The organism is Gordonia paraffinivorans NBRC 108238 (genome assembly GCF_000344155.1).
GTDB lineage: Bacteria > Actinomycetota > Actinomycetes > Mycobacteriales > Mycobacteriaceae > Gordonia > Gordonia paraffinivorans.
In genome coordinates, this window is record NZ_BAOQ01000034.1 from 1 (window position 1) to 18650 (window position 18650).

The following is an 18650-nucleotide window of genomic DNA, read 5'->3' on the forward strand; positions in this document are numbered from 1 at the left end:
GAGCCCGGGGCTGTCGCGTTTCAGCTCTACTCCGCCACCTTCACGCGACACCCCCGCAGCTACCGCATACAGCCAAGCCGACCGCTGATCGGTTCAGCTGCTGTCACCAACCTCATTACCCGCAACTGAACTGGCACTCATTCAGGCCTCGCATAGGGATCTCGGGGCTCTTACACGACAGTCCGTGAGCGGGTTGCCGGATGCATGCGTTCGAATTCTCCTCTGTCGACTGGCTACTACTCGCCGCGCCCGATGACCCGGTACTGCTGAGCGCCGTGGCGGTCGCGTACGGCGATGCCGAGGTTGCGGAGTTCGTCTCGGGCGTCCTCGGCGGCGCCGGGACGCTTGTCGGCCAGCGCACGTTGCCGGGCTCGCAGGAGGTCGTGCGTGCGGGCATCCAGCAGCCCGCTGCCGTCGACCCAGGTGGCGAAGGCGTGGTCGTGGGGGTCTCGTGTTCCTTGCCAGGGGTAGTCGAAGCGTTCGAAGGCGTCGCGCAGCCTGTCGACGAGCACCTTGTCGGTATTGACGCGCAGCAGCTCGTTCGTGGCGCTGTCGGTGACGATAAGGTCGCGACCGTCGGTGAACACACCGCCGATGCGTTCACGAGCGACGTAGCGGTTGCTCCCGGCACGGTGCACCGTCACTCCCTCGGGAGTGGTTGTGATGGTGCCGTTCTCCTTCTGCCACTCTTTGGCGAACCAGAACCCGACACCGAGCCCAGCCAGAGTGAGTACCGGGATCGCCCAGACCAGGGGCAGGCCCGCAGCCAAGCGCAGCGGACCGGGTGCGTCACCGGCGAGCCCGAGCAGCCAGGTCACGAGCGGTCCGATGACGAAGGCGGCACCGAAGCCGAGCAGTGCGCCTGCCGCGTGCATGCCGACGATCCATCGCCGTGGGATCGATACGTTGACGGTGTTCTCAGCCATTAGGTTCCTCCTGGCGGCCTTGCGGAGGGTTGAGGTAACCCAGCACGGTGCGGTGCAACTCGATATGTGGGGAGTGCCCTGGACGGGCGTTGAGATAGGTCGCATCGACGATGGCCTGCAACCAGGCCGCCGTCTCGGTGGCGTCCAGGTCCGGGTCGATGGCTCCCTCGGTGATCCCGCGAGAGATCAGCGCGGCCAAGCCCTCACGTAGGACGTTTGCGGTGCGCCCCACCACGGCGAGCAGCTCGGGGTCATCGCCAGCGCGGCGTAGCAGCTCGATCAGCATGCCCGAGGCCGACGGGTCGGCGGCGTCTCGGGCCAGGGCGTCGAGTACGTCCAAGATCGCCGTCACCGGGTCGGGCGCTTCGACATGACGGGCGATCAACGCCTCGGCGGCAGGCAGGTCACGCTCGAACACCGCCCGGAACAAGGAAGCCTTGTCCTCGAAGTAGTAGAAGACACTGGCCGGACTCGTGCCGACCGCTTTGGCGACCTCCGCGACGCTCGTGCGGTCATAGCCCTGGGCGGCGAACAGACGGCCAGCCTCCACGGCGATCTGCTCCCGCTTCTGCGCGATCCGCTCCGGATCAGCTCGTCTCGGCACCATTCTCCAATCATTACCTGATCAGTCAGTCAAAGAATACGATGGGGGCATGACTCAGGACAACCCACCTGCCGGCTGTGGGGTCCACGTCAAGCAACGCGGTGCCGGCGCAACGCCGCGCTCGCCGCCACGGCGGGCCGGTAGTCACATGCCCACCGCGGACTCACGGAGTCTGGTCAGGGGTCAGCGGGATCCTGGGTTGGCGGGTGATGACGAGCAAGACGACACCGCTGGTGACCAGCGCTCTCGAGCAGGCCCTGTTCACCCGAAGAAGGACCGACTTCTCCTTTACTGCAACAGGTTTGATTCATCACAGCGATGCGGGAAGTCAATACACCTCGTTCGCCTTCACCGAGGCGCTACGCGACTCCGGCCTGGCCGGCTCGATCGGCTCAGTTGGCGATGCCCTGGACAATGCGTTGATGGAATCGACGATCGGGTTGTACAAGAGCGAACTCATCGACCGCCAGCGATCCTGGACCGGACGAGCCGAGGTCGAACGCGAAACCGCCGCATGGGTGCATTGGTACAACACCGAACGGTTGCACTCGGCAATCGGCTACTGCCCGCCGGTCGAGTACGAGACGCGCTACCGTGAGACCGTCGCCTCCGAAGCGGAGGTGGCCTAAACCAGGTCTCCATCCGACCCAGGACGGTTCAAACAGCCAGCGGTGAGAGCCTGATCGCCCGGCTCATGTAGCTGAGGCGAGCGACCAGGCGACGCGGTCAGACCGTCGTCACATGCACCGCCGGCCGCCGGTCCCGCCACGGCATCGCCGCTTCGAGCTGGGCGGCGACCCGCAGCAGCATCGATTCCGAGCACATCGGTCCGGCCAGCTGGACGCCGATGGGCAGGCCGTCGCTGGATTGGCCGAGCGGCAGGCTGACCGCCGGGGTGCCGGTGGTGTTGAACAGCGGCGTGAATGAGAACACATCGAAGATCCGCTGGGTCCAGCCCAGGGCGTCGAGATCCGGGTCGTTGGCGTTTAGGTAGCCGAGTTCCATCGCCGGGTAGTTGGTTGTCGGTGTGAGCAGGACGTCGTAGTCGCCGAAGAACTCTCCCACCGTCCGGGAGATCCTGACGAAGAGGGCGTTGGCGCCGGCCAGATCGAGGACCGTGAGGCCGCGACCGTACTGAACGCACGCCCAAGTCGTGGCCTCAAGGTTGTCGGGACCGGCCGACGTGCCGGTCATGGCCTCGACTCCCGCGACTGATTCGGCCAGGAACGCCGACCACGTGACTGCAGTTGCTTCGAGGAAGGGCTCCCAATCGAGGCTGGGCGTCGCGCGGTCGACCAGGTGACCAGCAGCCTCCAGCGTGTGGGCGACCTCCTCGACTGCCGCGACGACTTCGGAATCGACCGCGGTCCCCGACCAGGCGTCCGTGTGCAGCGCGATGCGGAGCCGGCCGGGATCGGCACCGGCCTCGTACGCGAACGGCCGCTCCGGCGGGGCGATGATGAAGCGGTCACCCGGGTAGCCGACCGCGACTTCGTCGAGCAGTGCGGCGGCGTCGCGCACCGAACGGGTGACGGCGAACTCTATTGCCAGGCCGCTGAGCGCATTGGCATCGAGGTCGGGACCGAGCGGAACCCGGCCGCGGCTGGGCTTCAGACCCACAAGGCCGTTGACCGCCGCAGGGATCCGTATTGATCCGCCGCCGTCATTGGCATGCGCGACGGGGAGAGCCCCGGCGGCGACAAGGACTGCCGAGCCACCACTGGAACCGCCCGCGCTGCGGCCGGTGTCCCACGGATTACGGGTCGGGCCGTAGGCGAGAGCCTCGGTGTTGGCGCTATAGCCGAACTCCGGGGTCGTGGTCGCAGCGACGGTTGCGAGGCCGGCCGCCCGGAACCGCTCCATGAGGTGGGTGTCGGCCGGCGGCGTCACGCCATCGCCGAGCATCCGGGTGCCCATGCGCGTCGGAACACCTTCGGCATGGCAAACCAGGTCCTTGATGGCGAACGGAACCCCGGCGAATCGTCCCTCGGCAGCGTAGTCGAGCGGTCGGTCGAAAGGACCGGTCGCCACCGCGTTGAGCTCGGCGTTCACGGCGTTGATCGCGTCGGTCGCGAGCTCGGCTGCTTCGTCGGCGGTGACGTCACCGGAGTTGATCGCCTCGGCCAGGCCGGTGGCATCGAGCGCGGCGTACTCCTCGATGTTCATGGGATTCTCCTCAAATCGTCAGGCGCCCGGCACCTCGATTGCCGGACCGCCTTGACAATGGCAGGCTGTGTTCCACAGCACATCGGCCGAATAGCCGAGGTGACCGCACGCCTCGACCACGACTCCATCAGGAGGTCCAGTGAGCACAGACGTGACCTGGTGGGTGCGCGTCGCCGACAGCGTCCGCGCGGCCGGCCGTGGCGAGGCACCGATCGAAGAGCCTGTCCGAATGCTTCGCGACGGCCTCGGCTTCGACTGCGCGGCGCTCATCGGCAGACAGCGCACTCTGGCCAGCTCCCGGCAACCGATCATCGTCAACCTTGACTACCCCACCGAGGTGGCCGACTTCATCGCCACGACCCATGCGTTCGAGTGTGCTGGGCACCGGTATGCCATCGAGAGACGCGTCGCCCTCCGCTTCATCGATCTGCCATTCGACGTCCGCGACACCATCACCTATCAGGAAGCCTTGCGCCCCTGCGGATTTCACGAAGGTATCACGCTTCCGCTCGGCCGGTACACCGGCTCCCATCCTCGCCCGGCTTTTGTGGCGATGAGTTCGCTACATGGTCGAGCCCTGGCCGACGACGCACGCCTGGCGCTGACGATGCTCGCTGCCGAGCTCGCCGGCCTCGCCGCCCCGCAGATCCGTCCGGACCCCGAGTCTGCCGACGTTGTGGTTCATGTGTCACCGGGACGCGTGGAGCCCCGCCTTGGCGACTCAGCGGAGAGTCCGCTCGACGCTTCTGCTCTCCGTCGCGTCGCGACGCTTCTCTCACCCGGTTCGCCCCCGCTGCGGTTCCGCAGACGCGGCGACGACGGCCAATGGTGGTCGATTCGCGCTGACGCCGGAGGCGACGGTGTTCTCATCACACTCAGGCGCACCGATCCACCTGCCGGTCTCACGCCCCGCGAGCTCGACGTCGTGGGCCTGGTGTCCCGAGGCTGGCCCAACGACGAGATCGCCAATGCCCTTGGGATCTCAGTGCGGACGGCTCGGTCCCATGTCGAGTCGGCGTTGATCAAGGTCGGGGTCTCCAACCGGACAGCGTTGGCACGGGCGGCGTGGGAGCGGGGGCTGGATAGTTGGGATGCGGTGCGCTGTGCGCGCGGGTGACAGTCGCCCGGTCTCATGAGTAGCCTTCCTTCACTTCGGGCTGGTGCCATGCGTCGAGATGAGGCCATCCGAGTGACCCTCGCCGATCGCGGCGACGTCGGCGGATCTGCACGGTGCGGAGGCGGCTGGCGGGCGTGACGGGGCCTCAATGCGCGGCCGTCGTAGTCGTCGAACTTACGTCGTACATGACGGCGATCCTCGCCCGCCCGGAGACGCGCAACGGCGATCAGACGACGACTGTGGACGACAGAAGGCGCGCTGCGAACCCCTGTGGAGAGATCGTTCGGCATCGGAGAAGTGCCGGGTAAAAAGACCGTAGATAGAAGACAACCCCGGCCAGGGGGGGAGGAGGCCGGGGCTGTCGCGTTTCAGCCCCGGGGGGTCGGGCTGAAACGTGCCGGTATCAAACCGGTGTAAAGGACTATACACACGCCTACGGAATCTTTGCAAGCACAACAACCGCTTTTCGCGAATTCCTGTTCTGATTCCGCGCTTCACGAACCCGCGAATTGCCGAAACGATCGAAATTCGTTTTCATGATCATTCTTTGCGATGGTGAACCCGCGTAGAGACGCCCCTCCGGAGGAGCTCCTCGATGCGCGCGGCTCGGCGCGCGCATCGAGGAGGACATCGGCCGGCCAGGTCCAACCACGCCCGCCGAACCCTCGACGAGCAACCCGGCCACACCCGACGCCCCCGGTGCGGCAGCGCCAGGGTCCAGAACGCCGACACGTCGCACCTCGGGCCGGAATGCCCTGGCATACAGCAGATTCCGCCCCAAACCTCGGGTGTTGCGACATTTCGGGCCCAATCGCTTGATGTGACCGCGATCACGGTGTACAACAGTGGTACGGAAGTTCGGAAGGCCAAGCCCGATCCGGAAGAGAAGGACCGAGCCCCCGCTCCGAGCACTTCCCAGCACGGGCGGCAAGCACCCACGCGGAGCACGCCGCATAAAGGCAAAAGCGTTGTGCGCCTGCGACATCATGGCCAGGAGACACGACCGTCACACCAGATGCGCCACAGCCTCGTCCCGCCGGCGAAAGCCCGGGACGTTCGGCCCACGAAGTGGCAGCATGTGGACGGCACGCCCCTGACTCGTGATCCCTCGCCGAGGCGGTGACCACAACCCACCAAGCACGCTTGGTAACTTGAGTCCGTGCTACGCGGGCGGCAACCTCGTCGGAGACGACAGGGAGGCCGCCCGCAGTGCTGTCCGGGGTCTTCGTCTTCCCCGGCCCCTTACTTGCCCCGAGCCGCGTCGGCGATCGACTTCGCCTCGGCCGCACCGGCTTCGAGGGCCTCGCAGCAGAACAGCAGCCACTCCCGCAGCCCGTCGGGCGTGCCGGCGGCGAATGCGTCGGCAAGCCGCCGGTAGTCCACCACGCGCTTGAACCAGGTGACCTCCGGGACGCCGAGGCAGTGCGGGTCGAGACCGGTCGCCGCCGAGACGAGTCGCGCCATGCCGCGCGCGACAACACCATTCGCCGTCGGGAACGGCACCAGTGCGAGCAGTTCCCCGTGGACGACCGCCGTCAGCACCGGCGCCGGCACCGAGGTGGCGCCGGTGATCAACTGGCCCAGCAGATCGAGACGCGAAGCGATATCCGTCTCAGTCCGCGGGCGTCCGAGTTCCTCTGCGTCGTCGACCAAATCGGCCGCGGCCAGCGTGTGCAACCGGGCCAGCGCCTGCGCGGGCGCCCGCCGCACCACGCGCATCAGGTTCTCGAGCGATTCCCCGTCGAGTGCCTGCGACACGCGCATGGCCCCGGCCAGGATCGGGTCGTCGAAATCGCCGTCGCGCCGCAGTTCGACGCTGCCCCCGTCGATCGCGGCCGACGACCGGCCCGCCCGCCACGACGCCTCGGTGGCGGTCTTGTCCCATCCGCGCAGATTCGCGGGATGCCGATGCACGGCCGACAGCGCGTCACGCGCGCGATTGGCGGCGTCGGCGACACCGGGCAGATCCAGCAGCGGGGCCAGGGGGTCGTTGGTCACGATCCGACGATAGATGCGCGCACCCGACCGGTGCGATCCGACCTGAATTGTTAGTCACCGTTTCGAAAACCGACGCGGCACCGAACCGTCGAACGACCGCGATATACCCTTCGTCCCGACCGGGTCCCGACCCGCGCGCCGTTCATCGCGGTGAGCACGCCGTTCGTCGCGTATCGGACTCGCTCACCGGAGGACGGGTACCCCGTTGCAACGTGGGGTGACTACGCTCACAACAGCGATCCGTCATCCGTCCGGATCACCCTCACCGTCGGGTGGTCCGGCCGTCGACAGCGAAAGGCTCTTACAACCGATGTCCTCAACCACCGTTCAGGCCTATCCACCGTCCGAGGAGTTCGCCGCACAGGCCAACGGCACCGCCGAGTTGTACGACCGGGCCGAGAAGGACCGGCTCGGCTTCTGGGCCGAACAGGCGCGCCGCCTCGACTGGGAGACCGACTTCACCGACGTCCTCGACTGGTCGAACGCCCCGTTCGCGAAGTGGTTCGTCGGCGGCAAGCTGAACGTGGCGGTCAACTGCGTCGACCGTCATGTCGCCGCCGGCAAGGGCGATCGCGTCGCCATCCACTGGGTCGGTGAGCCCGGCGACACCCGTGACATCACCTACAGCCAACTGTTGGCCGAGGTCTCCAAGGCGGCCAACTACTTCGCCTCCATCGGGCTGAAGGCCGGCGACCGCGTCGCGATCTACATGCCGATGGTCCCCGAGGCCCTGATCTCGATGCTCGCCTGCGCCCGCCTGGGCCTGACCCACTCGGTGGTCTTCGCCGGCTTCTCCGCCGGCGCATTGCGCTCGCGCGTCGACGACGCCGAGGCCAAGCTCGTCATCACCACCGACGGCCAGTTCCGCCGGGGCAAGCCCGCCCCGCTGAAGGCCAACGTCGACGAGGCACTCGGCAGCGGCGACGACGCCGCCAAGTCGGTCGAGAAGGTCCTCGTCGTGCGCCGCACCGACCACGACCCGGATCTGAACTGGGTCGAGGGACGCGACGTCTGGTGGGAGGAGACCGTCGACAAGCAGTCCGACACCCACGAGCCGGAGGCCTTCGACGCCGAGCACCCCCTGTTCCTGCTCTACACGTCGGGCACCACGGGCAAGCCCAAGGGCATCGTCCACTCCTCCGGCGGCTACCTCACCCAGGTGAGCTACACCTTCCATTACGTCTTCGACCACAAGGAAGGCCGCGACGTCTACTGGTGCGGCGCCGACATCGGCTGGGTCACCGGCCACTCCTACCTCGTCTACGGCCCGCTCTCCAACGGAGCCACCGAGGTGGTCTACGAGGGCACCCCGAACTCGCCCAACGAGCACCGCCACTTCGAGATCATCGAGAAGTACGGCGTCACGATCTACTACATCGCGCCCACGTTGATCCGTACCTTCATGAAGTGGGGCCAGCAGATCCCCGAGGCGCACGACCTGTCCTCGATCCGCCTGCTCGGCAGCGTCGGCGAGCCGATCAACCCCGAGGCGTGGAAGTGGTTCCGCGAGGTCATCGGCGGCGGCAAGGCACCGATCGTCGACACCTGGTGGCAGACCGAGACCGGCGCGATCATGATCTCGCCGCTGCCCGGCGTCACCGCGACCAAGCCCGGCTCGGCCATGCGTCCGCTGCCGGGCATCAGCGCCAACATCGTCGACGACGAGGGCAACCCGGTGGGCGCCGGCGAGCAGGGCTACCTGGTACTCGACCAGCCGTGGCCGTCGATGCTGCGCGGCATCTGGGGCGACGAGGAGCGCTACCGCGAGACCTACTGGTCGCGGTTCGCCGAGCAGGGCTGGTACTTCGCCGGTGACGGCGCCCGCTACGACGAGGACGGCGCGCTGTGGGTCCTCGGCCGCGTCGACGACGTGATGAACGTGTCGGGTCACCGCATCTCCACCGCCGAGGTCGAGTCGGCGCTCGTCGGACACTCCGGTGTCGCCGAGGCCGCGGTCATCGGCGCGGCCGACGAGACCACCGGCCAGGGCATCGTCGCCTTCGTCATCCTGCGCGAGGGCGTGGAGGACACCGGCGAGAAGGTGATCGCCGAGCTGCGCGAGCAGGTCTCGGTCGAGATCTCCCCCATCGCCAAGCCGCGGGAGATCAACATCGTGCCCGAGCTGCCCAAGACCCGGTCGGGCAAGATCATGCGCCGCCTGCTCAAGGACGTCGCCGAGGGCCGCGAGCTCGGCGACACCTCGACCCTCGTCGACCCGTCCGTCTTCGAGGCGATCCGCTCGAAGCGGGCATAGCGTTCCGCGGCGCCTGCCGACCATCGGGTGCGCCACCGGCTCTCACGCCGGTGGCGCACCTGCTGTTTCGGGGCGATGATGCGGCGGCTCCTCGGGTGGGCCGCCACCCCGAAGCCGCGCGCATGGCAACATATGCCCATCAGCCGAACAACGGAGGATTCTGTGAGCCCCAACGAGCACGGCCTGCCCGAAGCGGGCCGGGACTCCGTCCCGTCGATCCCGCTCTCCGACCCGAACGCAGGTCCGAGTGGTGAGCCGACGATCGGAAGCCTGGTCAAGGATGCGACCACCAGCATGTCGACGCTGTTCCGTGCAGAGGTCGCACTCGCCAAGGCCGAGATCGTGGGCGAGGCGAAGAAGGCGGGAGCCGGCACCGGCCTGCTGATCGTGGCCGGCGTGATGGCGCTGTACTCGAGCTTCTTCTTCTTTTTCTTCCTCGCCGAACTGCTGGACGAGTTCCTGCCGCGCTGGCTGGCGTTCCTGATCGTCTTCCTGGTGCTGGTCGTCGTCACCTGCCTCGCCGCGTTCGTCGGCTACATCTTCTTCAAGAAGGTCAGAGGCCCCAAGAAGACCATCGAGTCGGTCAACGAGCTGCAGACCGTCCTGCCCAACCGCGGCGCCGCCGGGCCCGGCCAGACCGCGCATCCGAGGATCCCTCCCGCGCGCGAAGGCTGAGCAGTGAGCGAGGCGCCTGACCCCTCGAGCGTTCGTCTCCCCGGCGACTGGGTACATCTCGACGTCCGCGCGAACGGTGTCCGGTTCCATGCCGTCGAACCGGCCGGGACCCCCGCCGACCGCCCACTAGTGTTGTTGCTCCACGGGTTCGGCGAGTTCTGGTGGAGCTGGCGGCATCAGCTCACCGCGCTCGCCGATGCCGGTTACCGTGCGGTCGCGGTCGACCTGCGCGGGTACGGCGACACCGACAAGCCGCCGCGCGGCTACGACGGCTGGACACTGGCCGGCGACACCAACGGACTCATCCGCGCGCTCGGGCACACCAGCGCGACGCTGATCGGCCACTCCGACGGCGGTCTCGTGTGCTGGGCGACCGCCACCCTGCATCCGCGCGTCGTCGACCGCATCGTCGTCGTCGCGTCCCCGCATCCGCGAGCCCTGCGCCACCGCGCGCTGCGCGACCGGGCCCAGCGGTCGCAGTTCCTGGTGCCGTTCCTGCGCAACCAGCTCCCGCGTCTCGGCGAGCGCCAGGTCACCCGCGACGACGCCGCGTTCATCGCCGACTACTTCGCGCACCGGGCGTCGGCGTCGTGGCGCGGCACCGAGGACTACGCCCGCACCGTCGCGCTGAACCGCTCGGCGATGCTCATCCCGAACGTCGCCCACTGCAGCCTGGAGTACCGGCGCTGGGCGTACCGGTCCCAGTTCCGCCCCGACGGCTGGCGGTTCATGGAGCTCATGGACCAGCGGCTGCATCTGCCGGTGCTCGCGCTCCGCGGGCGCGACGACCCGTACATCCTGAGCGACGCGATGGCCGACGGCCACCGCTGGGCGGCCCACCAGACGTACCGGCAGATCGAGGGCGGCGGCCACTTCGTGCACCAGGAGCGGCCGGAGGCGGTGACCGAGGCGATCCTGGAGTTCCTGCGCTCGGAGCCGGAGGCGACCACCGACGCCGCCGTCCGCAAGACCCGCCGGATCAGGCCAGAACGCAGCTCCTGGTACTCACCCGCTCGCTTCGCCGCTCGGATTCGACGAAGTCGGCGCGCACCTGTCGGGCGGTGAGCACGAACCCCGTCTCGTCCTCGGCGTTCTCGGCCGCGCCGAACACGACGCCGAGCACCTCCCCGTCGGAGTTGATCAGCGGCCCACCGGAATTGCCCTGGCGGATGGAGCCGCGCACCGCATACACCTCGCGAGTGACCTCTCCGTTGCGGTAGATGTTGTCGCCGGTGTGCATGAACGTCGTGCGCACGCGCACCGGGCTCACGGTGAACGGACCGGCCTCGGGGAAGCCGAGTGCGATGGCGTCGTCTCCCGTCGACGCCGCGCGGGAGGCGAATCGGAGTGCTGGAGCGCGCAGGCCCGGGACGTCGAGAACCGCGATGTCGTTGTCGCTGTCGAAGAGCACCACCTTGGCCGGCAGCCGGGCACCCGTGCTGGTCTCGACCTCGAGCCGCTCGGTGCCGGCCACGACGTGCGCGTTGGTCATGACCCGCTCGGGCGAGACGACGAATCCGCTGCCCTCGAGCGCCTGGCGGCAACTCGGCGCGACACCCTCGATCTTGACGACCGAGGGTCGCACCTGCCGCACGACGGGAAGATCCGCGAGCGCGGGATCCGGCGCGTCGACGTTGGTCGACGGCGTCGAGACGAACGGGAACTTGGGCAGTCCCGAGCTGTCGAGGAGGGCCTTGAACTCACCGGGCAGGTCGTTGACCCACTGCGGTGACAGCACCTCGACGCCGGTCAGGACCTTCGAGTCGCGGACCGCACCGGCGATCGCCGGGTCCGCCGACTCGCGCAACGGGATGGCCAGCAGTCCCGCGGCGAGCAACACCGCGACCACCTGCAGGATCGAGCCGACCGCGCTGTCGACGGCGCGCAGGCCCGGCGACCGGATGCCTCCGCGGGCGGCCCGGCCGAGCACCATGCCCGCGACCTCGCCGATGACCACCAGCACGACGAGCACGAGGACACCGAGGAGCACCCGCATCCGGAGGTCGTCGAAGTGCTCGATGAGATGCGGTGCGAGCAACAGGCCGGCGACCGCACCGAGGGCGACGCCGATGAACGCGAGCGCGGAGGCCACCGCACCGGAGCGGTAGCCGCTCAGCGCCGCGAGCAGCGCGATCCCGATGACGATGACGTCGACCCAGGTGGAGCCGGTCATCATCCACCACCGGGCCGGGCGTCGAGCTCACCGGGATCGGCCGTCTCGCGCGGGTGGAGCGCCTCGAAACCCGATTGCTGTCGGCTGCCGGCGAGTTCGATCATCTCGTCGAGCGGCCGCACGTCGTCCTTGTCCCACGGACGGTCCCAGCCCGACGCCTCGCTGATGGCGGCGATGAGTCCGCCGGTGAATCCCCAGACGAGCAGACCGTCGACGAAGAACGCCGGCCCCTGGTACAACCTGCCGCCGAGGACCGAGCGCCGCACCTGGAAGCGGTTCTCCGGCGCGAGCAGATCACGCAGCCGGATGCGGTCGACGCGTGCCGTCTCCCCCGGATCGACGGCACGGACCTCGCCCGGCTCGTGCCACCAGGCGATCACGGGCACGACGTCGAAGCCCGAGGGCGGGACCGGGAAGCTGGGCAGGTTGGCCAGGATGTGCACGCCGGATGCGTCGAGGCCGGTCTCTTCCTCCGCCTCGCGCAGCGCGGTCCCGACCGGGAAGTCGTCGCCCGGGTCGGCGGCGCCGCCGGGAAACGCCACCTGGCCGCTGTGCTGTCGCAGCGTCGCCGCCCGCTCGGTGAGCAGGACCTCGGCGTCGGCCGGGACCCCGCCGGGATGGTCGTCGGCGGCATCCCACGAGCCGGAGAACAGAACCAGGACCGCGGCCGACCGGCGATCGCGGCGGAACATCTGCGCCCAGCGGGTGCGGTCGCCGCCTCGGTTGTTCACCGCCTCGGTGACGGCGAAGACGTCGCCGGTCAGCGTGCGCAGCCACGGCGGGATCTCCTCGGGGCCCACGAGGGGGCCGACGTGGGGTTCGGTACTCATACCGCCACCTTCACGCCCAGGTACTCCTCGACCGCGTCGGCGATCTCCTGCGGGCTGTCGAAGACGCCGGGGTAGACCTTCGCGACCGTTCCGTCGGGCCGCAGGAAGACCGTCGACGGGAAGACCCGGGGCGCGTTGACGGCGGCGGCGACGCGGCCGTCGGTGTCGAGCACTGCCGGCAACTGGACTCCGATCTCGGTGAGCAGGGTGAGCGGGAAGAACGGGTTGCTGCCGCCCTCCTTGGCGTGCAGGGCCAGCACGGTCACGCGGCCGCCCGCCTTGGCGGCGAATTCCTCGAAGTACGGCAGCTCCGTCTTACACGGCGCACACCACTGCGCCCACACGTTGACCACCAGCGGCCGGCCCGCGGTCGCGGCGCCGAGGTCGTAGGGAGCGCCGGTGCCGAGGCAGGTTTCGACGATCCCGGCAAGCACCGACCCGGGACTCTCCGGCAGCCCGGTCACCGGGCAGTCGGGAAGCTCCGCGGCGGCGCGCGCCTCGGCGACCCGCTTCTCGTCGGCCGGGGCGTCGAACGGACGCTGGCCGCTCGCCGACGGCGGTGCCGAGGTCATGGGGTCCGGGTCGTCTCCCCGAGGCCAGATGGCCACGATCAACGCGACCATCACGACGATGAAGACGACGGTCCAGCGCGCGGCGGGCGGGAACCTCCCGCCCCCGGCCGGCGGGACCTCCGTCGGGTCGGGCTCCGGGGCGTCTGCGCGGCTCTCGGCGTCGGTCACGGCTCCGCCAGTCCGGCCAGCTGCAGGAGATGCTCCCGCTCGGGGCCCTTCACGAGGGCGGCGGCCTCGATCTTGTCGGTGGGTCCGGTGCCGTACGACGGACAGTCCTTGGCGAGGATGCACACCCCGCAGGCGGGCTTGCGGGCGTGGCATACGCGCCGCCCGTGGAAGATCACCCGATGCGACAGGTCGGTCCAGTCCTTGGGCTCGAAGAGCTCGCAGATTGCGCGCTCGACCTTGACCGGGTCCTCCTCGTCGGTCCACTGCCAGCGGCGGACGAGTCTCCCGAAGTGGGTGTCGACGGTGATCCCGGGGATACCGAAGGCATTGCCGAGCACGACGTTCGCGGTCTTGCGACCGAACCCCGGGAGCGTGACCAGCTCCGGCAGCGTTCGGGGCACCTCGCCGTCGAACCGGGCGACGAGCTCCTGGCCCAGCCGGATGATCGAGTTCGCCTTGTTCCGGTAGAAGCCGGTCGGGCGGATCAACTCCTCGAGTTCGGTGCGGTCGGCCTCGGCGTAGTCGCGGGCGGTGCGGTACTTCGCGAACAGCGCCGGGGTCGTCTGGTTCACGCGCACGTCGGTGCACTGGGCGGAGAGGATCGTCGCCACCGACAACTCGAGGGGGTTGGTGAAGTCGAGTTCGCAGTAGACGTGCGGAAAGGCGACCTGGAGCGCCCGGTTCATGCGGCGCGCGCGGCGAACCAGTCCCAGTCGGGTCTCCTGCTTGCGGGCCGGGGACCTGCCCGCGGCCGCAGCCTTGCGTGCGCTCACGGGATTCAGGTTAGCGAGGTGACGGGCGACCCCGGCCCACCCGGCCGGGCGCGCCCGACGACGACCCCTCTTCCGCGGCCGCATCGTCGCCGGTCAGAAGTGTTCTGCCGCCGGCTCCGACACCCGCCCGGACACCCGTCGGAGTCGTTCGGCCCGAACCTACGGTCAGGTAACAAGTCAGTGACGTCGGCCATTTCGATGCGGAATCCGCGGGGACGATTGTGTTTACTGGTCCCCATGCAAGGTCTCGCAGCGTTGCTGTTCCCGGCCGTACTCATGCTCTTCGCCATGGGCATGGACAAGTTGCAGGCCCGGGTCGACCGCGTGTCCGTCTCCAACGACGAGGTCGACGACTACATCGACCGCGCCGGCTCCCAGAACGCCGGGGCGCCGTCACGCCTGGCCGAATCCGCCGAGCTGCACGAGTTGCGGCCGCGGCGCATCCAGTCCCCGCCCTCCCGCGCCACCTCTCCGCAACGGGCCAGCTGACGTCCGGTCGCCCGGACCCTCCCCCGGGCCCCTCCGTCGCGGTCGACGGGATGCCCGATTCCGCAGGACGTTCTTCACGTCACTAAACTCGGGATTGTGTCCGGTTCGCCCGTTGTTCGTGAGGTCGCGACAGGCCATTGCGCAGACACACACTCCAATGCGCCGTCAGTGACCCATTCAACACATATGCTGATGCGCGGGGTAGCGTATCCAAGGGCGCGATCTCAACACGTGGCTGTAGCAGAGTTTTCGAGAAAGGTTCCCTAGGTGGAAGAAGTACTGGCGCGGGCAGGCATTTTTCAGGGCGTCGAGCCTTCTGCCGTCGCGGCGCTGACCAAGCAGCTTCAGCCCGTGGATTTCCCTCGTGGACACGTGATCTTCCATGAAGGCGAGCCCGGCGATCGTCTCTACATCATCCTGTCCGGCAAGGTGAAGGTCGGTCGCCGTTCACCGGACGGCCGCGAGAACCTGCTGACGATCATGGGACCGTCGGACATGTTCGGCGAGCTGTCCATCTTCGACCCGGGCCCCCGCACCTCGTCGGCGACGACGGTGACCGAGGTCCGCGCGGTGTCGATGGACCGCGACGCCCTGCGCGCCTGGATCAAGGACCGCCCGGAGATCGCCGAGCAGCTCCTGCGCGTGCTCGCACGCCGCCTGCGTCGCACCAACAACAACCTCGCCGACCTGATCTTCACCGACGTGCCCGGCCGCGTCGCCAAGCAGCTCCTGCAGCTGGCGCAGCGCTTCGGCACGCAGGAGGGCGGCGCCCTCCGCGTCACCCACGACCTGACGCAGGAAGAGATCGCCCAGCTCGTCGGCGCCTCCCGCGAGACCGTGAACAAGGCGCTGGCCGACTTCGCGCAGCGCGGCTGGCTGCGACTCGAGGGCAAGAGCGTGCTGATCGCCGACTCCGAGCGCCTGGCGCGTCGCGCCCGCTGACGCCACGACCCGGAGCAGGCACCCGAAAGAACGACGAGAGACGCCGCTCGCCCCACGGGGCGGGCGGCGTCTCTCGTATCCGTGTCTGTTCGACGGGGCGACGACGCCGCGTCCCGGGGTGAGGCCCGCCGCCACGGATCACCCGTGGGGATCAGTACACCTCGCGCAGGTACTCCAGCTGCGCCTTCACCGACATCCGGGCCGCCGGCCACAACTTCTTGTCGACGTCGCGGTACACCTTGCGCACCACCTTCATCGGCTTCGCCTCGTGCGGGCTCATCTTCATCTCGTCGAGCGCCGACACGATCTGGTCGAGGCGTTCCTCGCGATGCGACTTGTAGAAGCGCGCCACCGGTCCCAGGTCGTCATGGTCGGGGCCGTGCGCCGGAAGCAGCCGCGCCCCTTCGCCTTCGACGATGAGCCGGTTGAGCGAGTTCAGGTAGTCGCGCAGCCCGCCGTCGGTGGGATCCAGGACGGTCGTGCCGCTCCCCAGGATGGTGTCGCCGGTGAGCACCGCGCGCTCGTCCTCGTGCTCGACGAGGAAGCTGACCGAGTCACCGGTGTGACCGGGGGTGTGCAGCACGGTGATCCGCAGCCCGGCGGCCTCGATGACCTCGCGGTCTCGCAGAGGTGGCGCCTCGCGGCAGTACTTGTCCAGCCGGGCACGCACGGGTGCGCCGGTCCGCTTGTGGAGACGCTTGATCCCGCCGGTGTGGTCGAAGTGCCGGTGGGTGACCAGGGTCAGCGCGACGCCGGGGATCTCGGCGAGCTGACGTGAGTGGTGCTTGTACTTCGGCGGACCGGGATCGACGACGACGCACTCGTCGCTGCCCGGCGCCCGCAGGATGTAGGTGTTGGTGCCGTCGAGCTCCATCATCCCGGAGTTGTCGCACAACAGAACCGAGGCGAAGGGCGTGACCTCGCGCAGCACCCCGTAGGCGGGATGGGCGGGGGCGTCGTTCGGTGCACTCATACCTGCGAGCCTAACGACTGCCGACGGCCGGGACGCCGTTCACCGCGGGAATCCGCTCGCGAGGATCGGAGCACCTCGTCGGTCGGTTGCCGAACGATGGCCTGCGACCTTGGGATCACGCGATCTCGACGCGCGGCGACCCCGATTTCCGACGACCTTGAAACATCCGCCACGCCTCCTACAATCGCGGATGTGGCGCCCCTGAAGCGACAGGCGGCGGACGCCGCCGGACGACTCAAACGGTTCCTCTATCGCGACGGCCGACCGGGACGCGTCATGCGATGGGCGAACCGGTTCGATGCCTGGCTCTACGCCCGCGGTATATCGCGGGTGCCGCAGGCGGCCGTGCTGCGCGTTCCCGGACGACGTTCCGGGCAGCCGACCACGGTGCCGATCGCCGTCGCGGACCTCGACGGCGCGGACTACCTGGTGTCGATGCTGGGCCGGGAGGCGAACTGGGTCCGCAACATCGAGGCCAACGCGCGTCGGGCAACGCTGATCCGCCAGGGAGACGAGCAACCGGTGCGTCTGGAGGAGGTCCCGGCCGACGAGCGCGCCCCGATCCTGCGGCGGTATGCGGCCGTTGCCCCCGGCGCGCGTCCGCACCTGGGGCTGGGGCCGAAGGCCTCGCTCGACGAGTTCGCCCGGATCGCTCCCGAGCACCCGGTGTACCGAGTGCTCGGGGATCCGCTCAGCTCCCGCTGACCTGCCGCCCCTCGACCGGGGTGTCGCCATCGGTCTCGTCGACGACCGCGCTCGCGACCTGCTCCTGCAGGCTCTTCAGCAGCGCGGCTCCCTGCGTGATGACGCCGGTCATGATCTCGTTGACGCCCTCGGCGCCGTTGAAGACCGTCAGGTTGGCGTTGCCCAGGCCCTTCGACACCTCGCCCACGAGCGCCGGCAGCGCCTCGATGAGTTGCTGGTCGAGCGCGATCCGGTTGTGCTTGGCGATGGCCGCCGACTGGATCTCGGTGGCCTTGGCCTCCGCCTCGGCCAGGATCTCGCGGCGCCGCGCCTCGGCCTCCGCCGGCTTGACGACTTCCGAGATCAGTTCCTGCTCGCGGAGCTCGGCCTGCGCCTGGGCCAGCACCGAGCGCTCCTTGATGACCTCCTGGTTGACCCGCGCCTCGGCGAGCGGACCGGCCTGGGCCGCTTCGGCGTTCGCCTTGTCGGTCTCGGCCTTGATCGCCGCGCGCTTGATCGCGGTCTCGCGTTCGTAGTCGGCCTGGTTGCGCAGCGACTCCTGCTGCGCCTTGGCCGACTCCTGGTCGGCACGGGCGCGTTCGACGGCGGCCTCGCGCTGCACCTTGGCGATGTTCGGGGCCGCGAGGGCGTTGATGTAGCCGGAGTCCATGTCGTCGATCGACTGGATCTGGAACGAGTCGACGACCAGCCCGATCGACGCCATCTCCCGCTTGGACGCCTCGAGGACCTGACGTGCGAGGGTGTCGCGCTCGCGGATGATCTGCTCGACGGTCATCGAGCCGACGATCGACCGCAGATGACCCGAGAAGATCTGGCCGGTGAGCTGATTCATCTCGTTCTCCTGCTCGGAGATGAAGCGCTGACCGGCGTTGACGATCGACGCGACGTCGTTGCCGACCTTGTGGGCGATCACCGCGCGCACGTTCAACTGGATGCCCTGCGTGGTGACGCACACCTCGCGGATCGACGCCTCGTGCAGCGCCAGCGACAGGAAGCGCACCTTGCGGAAGAACGGCATGACCCACTTGCCGTGCCCGACCACCACATCGAACGGCGCACCGTCGATCTGGGTCTTGCCACCCGAGATGAGCATCGCCTCGTCGGGCTCCGGGACGTAGTAACCGAGCATGTGATTTCCCCTTGTCGTCGTAGGTGTGCCGCCTGCTCCTCGCTCCGGCGCACCGCGACAGATGCGAGGCGGGCGTCACGCGACATCCATCCGGTCACGCACGATCACGCGCGGACCGCAGACCATCGGACTCATCCTGCCTCATCGAACGGCCGG

The 18650-nt window shown here is 68.7% G+C and carries 17 protein-coding genes and 1 pseudogene; 8 read left to right on the forward strand and 10 right to left on the reverse strand.

Translation table 11 applies throughout. The annotated features are described in order from the left end of the window. Positions 1 to 236 precede the first annotated feature (236 nt). A complete protein-coding gene (locus tag GP2_RS15965) occupies positions 237 to 926 on the reverse strand; it encodes a YqeB family protein (RefSeq protein ID WP_006901567.1) in 690 nt (229 codons plus the stop codon). After that, positions 919 to 1533, reverse strand: coding sequence for a TetR/AcrR family transcriptional regulator (locus GP2_RS15970; RefSeq protein WP_006901568.1), 615 nt, complete (start codon positions 1531 to 1533; stop codon positions 919 to 921). Before GP2_RS15970 ends, GP2_RS15965 begins: the two co-directional genes overlap by 8 nt. A gap of 188 nt (positions 1534 to 1721) precedes the next feature. On the opposite strand from GP2_RS15970, the pseudogene GP2_RS15975 reads away from it, so the two are divergent. Further along, a pseudogene (locus tag GP2_RS15975) lies at positions 1722 to 2159 on the forward strand (transposase); the annotation flags it as partial. Between the two features lie 97 nt (positions 2160 to 2256). On the opposite strand, the gene GP2_RS15980 reads toward GP2_RS15975, so the two are convergent. After that, on the reverse strand, positions 2257 to 3696 hold the full coding sequence (locus GP2_RS15980) for an amidase (RefSeq protein WP_006901570.1): 1440 nt from the start codon (positions 3694 to 3696) through the stop codon (positions 2257 to 2259). Between the two features lie 139 nt (positions 3697 to 3835). Between GP2_RS15980 and GP2_RS22255 the strand changes: the two genes are divergently transcribed. Then, on the forward strand, positions 3836 to 4813 hold the full coding sequence (locus tag GP2_RS22255; protein ID WP_006901571.1) for a helix-turn-helix transcriptional regulator: 978 nt from the start codon (positions 3836 to 3838) through the stop codon (positions 4811 to 4813). A 1242-nt stretch (positions 4814 to 6055) separates the two neighbouring features. On the opposite strand, the gene GP2_RS15990 is transcribed toward GP2_RS22255, so the two are convergent. After that, positions 6056 to 6811 carry a Fic family protein gene (locus tag GP2_RS15990; RefSeq protein ID WP_006901573.1) on the reverse strand — a complete coding sequence of 252 codons (756 nt, stop codon included), beginning with the start codon at positions 6809 to 6811 and terminating at the stop codon, positions 6056 to 6058. Positions 6812 to 7121: 310 nt separating this feature from the next. Between GP2_RS15990 and acs the strand changes: the two genes are divergently transcribed. From acs to GP2_RS16005, 3 genes are all read left to right on the forward strand, one after another. Then, a complete protein-coding gene (acs, locus tag GP2_RS15995) occupies positions 7122 to 9065 on the forward strand; it encodes an acetate--CoA ligase (protein ID WP_006901574.1) in 1944 nt (647 codons plus the stop codon). A 162-nt stretch (positions 9066 to 9227) separates the two neighbouring features. Further along, a complete protein-coding gene (locus GP2_RS16000) occupies positions 9228 to 9740 on the forward strand; it encodes a phage holin family protein (protein ID WP_006901575.1) in 513 nt (170 codons plus the stop codon). A 3-nt stretch (positions 9741 to 9743) separates the two neighbouring features. Continuing rightward, positions 9744 to 10805 carry an alpha/beta fold hydrolase gene (locus tag GP2_RS16005; RefSeq protein WP_006901576.1) on the forward strand — a complete coding sequence of 354 codons (1062 nt, stop codon included), beginning with the start codon at positions 9744 to 9746 and terminating at the stop codon, positions 10803 to 10805. Here the strand turns inward: GP2_RS16005 and GP2_RS16010 are convergent. Genes GP2_RS16010 through nth form a run of 4 tightly spaced genes read right to left on the reverse strand, consistent with a single transcriptional unit; the run spans position 10720 to position 14169 of the window. Then, positions 10720 to 11913 (reverse strand): MarP family serine protease, encoded by a 1194-nt coding sequence (locus GP2_RS16010; protein ID WP_006901577.1) that lies wholly within the window; start codon positions 11911 to 11913, stop codon positions 10720 to 10722. The genes GP2_RS16005 and GP2_RS16010 overlap by 86 nt on opposite strands. After that, positions 11913 to 12743, reverse strand: coding sequence for an NUDIX hydrolase (locus GP2_RS16015; RefSeq protein ID WP_006901578.1), 831 nt, complete (start codon positions 12741 to 12743; stop codon positions 11913 to 11915). Before GP2_RS16015 ends, GP2_RS16010 begins: the two co-directional genes overlap by 1 nt. Then, the gene (locus GP2_RS16020; protein ID WP_006901579.1) at positions 12740 to 13483 is read right to left on the reverse strand and encodes a TlpA family protein disulfide reductase; all 744 of its coding nucleotides are present in this window, start codon (positions 13481 to 13483) and stop codon (positions 12740 to 12742) included. The genes GP2_RS16015 and GP2_RS16020 overlap by 4 nt, the downstream gene beginning before the upstream one ends. Beyond that, positions 13480 to 14169, reverse strand: a complete 690-nt coding sequence (gene nth, locus GP2_RS16025) for an endonuclease III (protein WP_247604127.1) — start codon at positions 14167 to 14169, stop codon at positions 13480 to 13482. Before nth ends, GP2_RS16020 begins: the two co-directional genes overlap by 4 nt. A 324-nt stretch (positions 14170 to 14493) precedes the next feature. Between nth and GP2_RS16030 the strand changes: the two genes are divergently transcribed. Together GP2_RS16030 and GP2_RS16035 are read left to right on the forward strand one after the other, a co-directional pair. Next, complete coding sequence (locus GP2_RS16030; RefSeq protein WP_040527265.1) at positions 14494 to 14745, forward strand: hypothetical protein; 252 nt, start codon at positions 14494 to 14496, stop codon at positions 14743 to 14745. A gap of 267 nt (positions 14746 to 15012) precedes the next feature. Continuing rightward, complete coding sequence (locus GP2_RS16035) at positions 15013 to 15687, forward strand: Crp/Fnr family transcriptional regulator (protein ID WP_005171581.1); 675 nt, start codon at positions 15013 to 15015, stop codon at positions 15685 to 15687. A 151-nt stretch (positions 15688 to 15838) separates the two neighbouring features. Here the strand turns inward: GP2_RS16035 and GP2_RS16040 are convergent, their stop codons facing one another. Next, entirely contained in the window at positions 15839 to 16660 is an 822-nt protein-coding gene (locus GP2_RS16040) for an MBL fold metallo-hydrolase (RefSeq protein WP_006901582.1), read from the reverse strand. Between the two features lie 192 nt (positions 16661 to 16852). Between GP2_RS16040 and GP2_RS16045 the strand changes: the two genes are divergently transcribed. Beyond that, positions 16853 to 17365, forward strand: a complete 513-nt coding sequence (locus tag GP2_RS16045; protein ID WP_006901583.1) for a nitroreductase/quinone reductase family protein — start codon at positions 16853 to 16855, stop codon at positions 17363 to 17365. Here GP2_RS16045 and GP2_RS16050 read toward each other — a convergent pair. Next, positions 17352 to 18494: a flotillin family protein gene (locus tag GP2_RS16050; protein ID WP_006901584.1), complete on the reverse strand. Its 1143-nt coding sequence runs from the start codon at positions 18492 to 18494 to the stop codon at positions 17352 to 17354. The genes GP2_RS16045 and GP2_RS16050 overlap by 14 nt on opposite strands. Between the last annotated feature and the right edge of the window lie 156 nt (positions 18495 to 18650).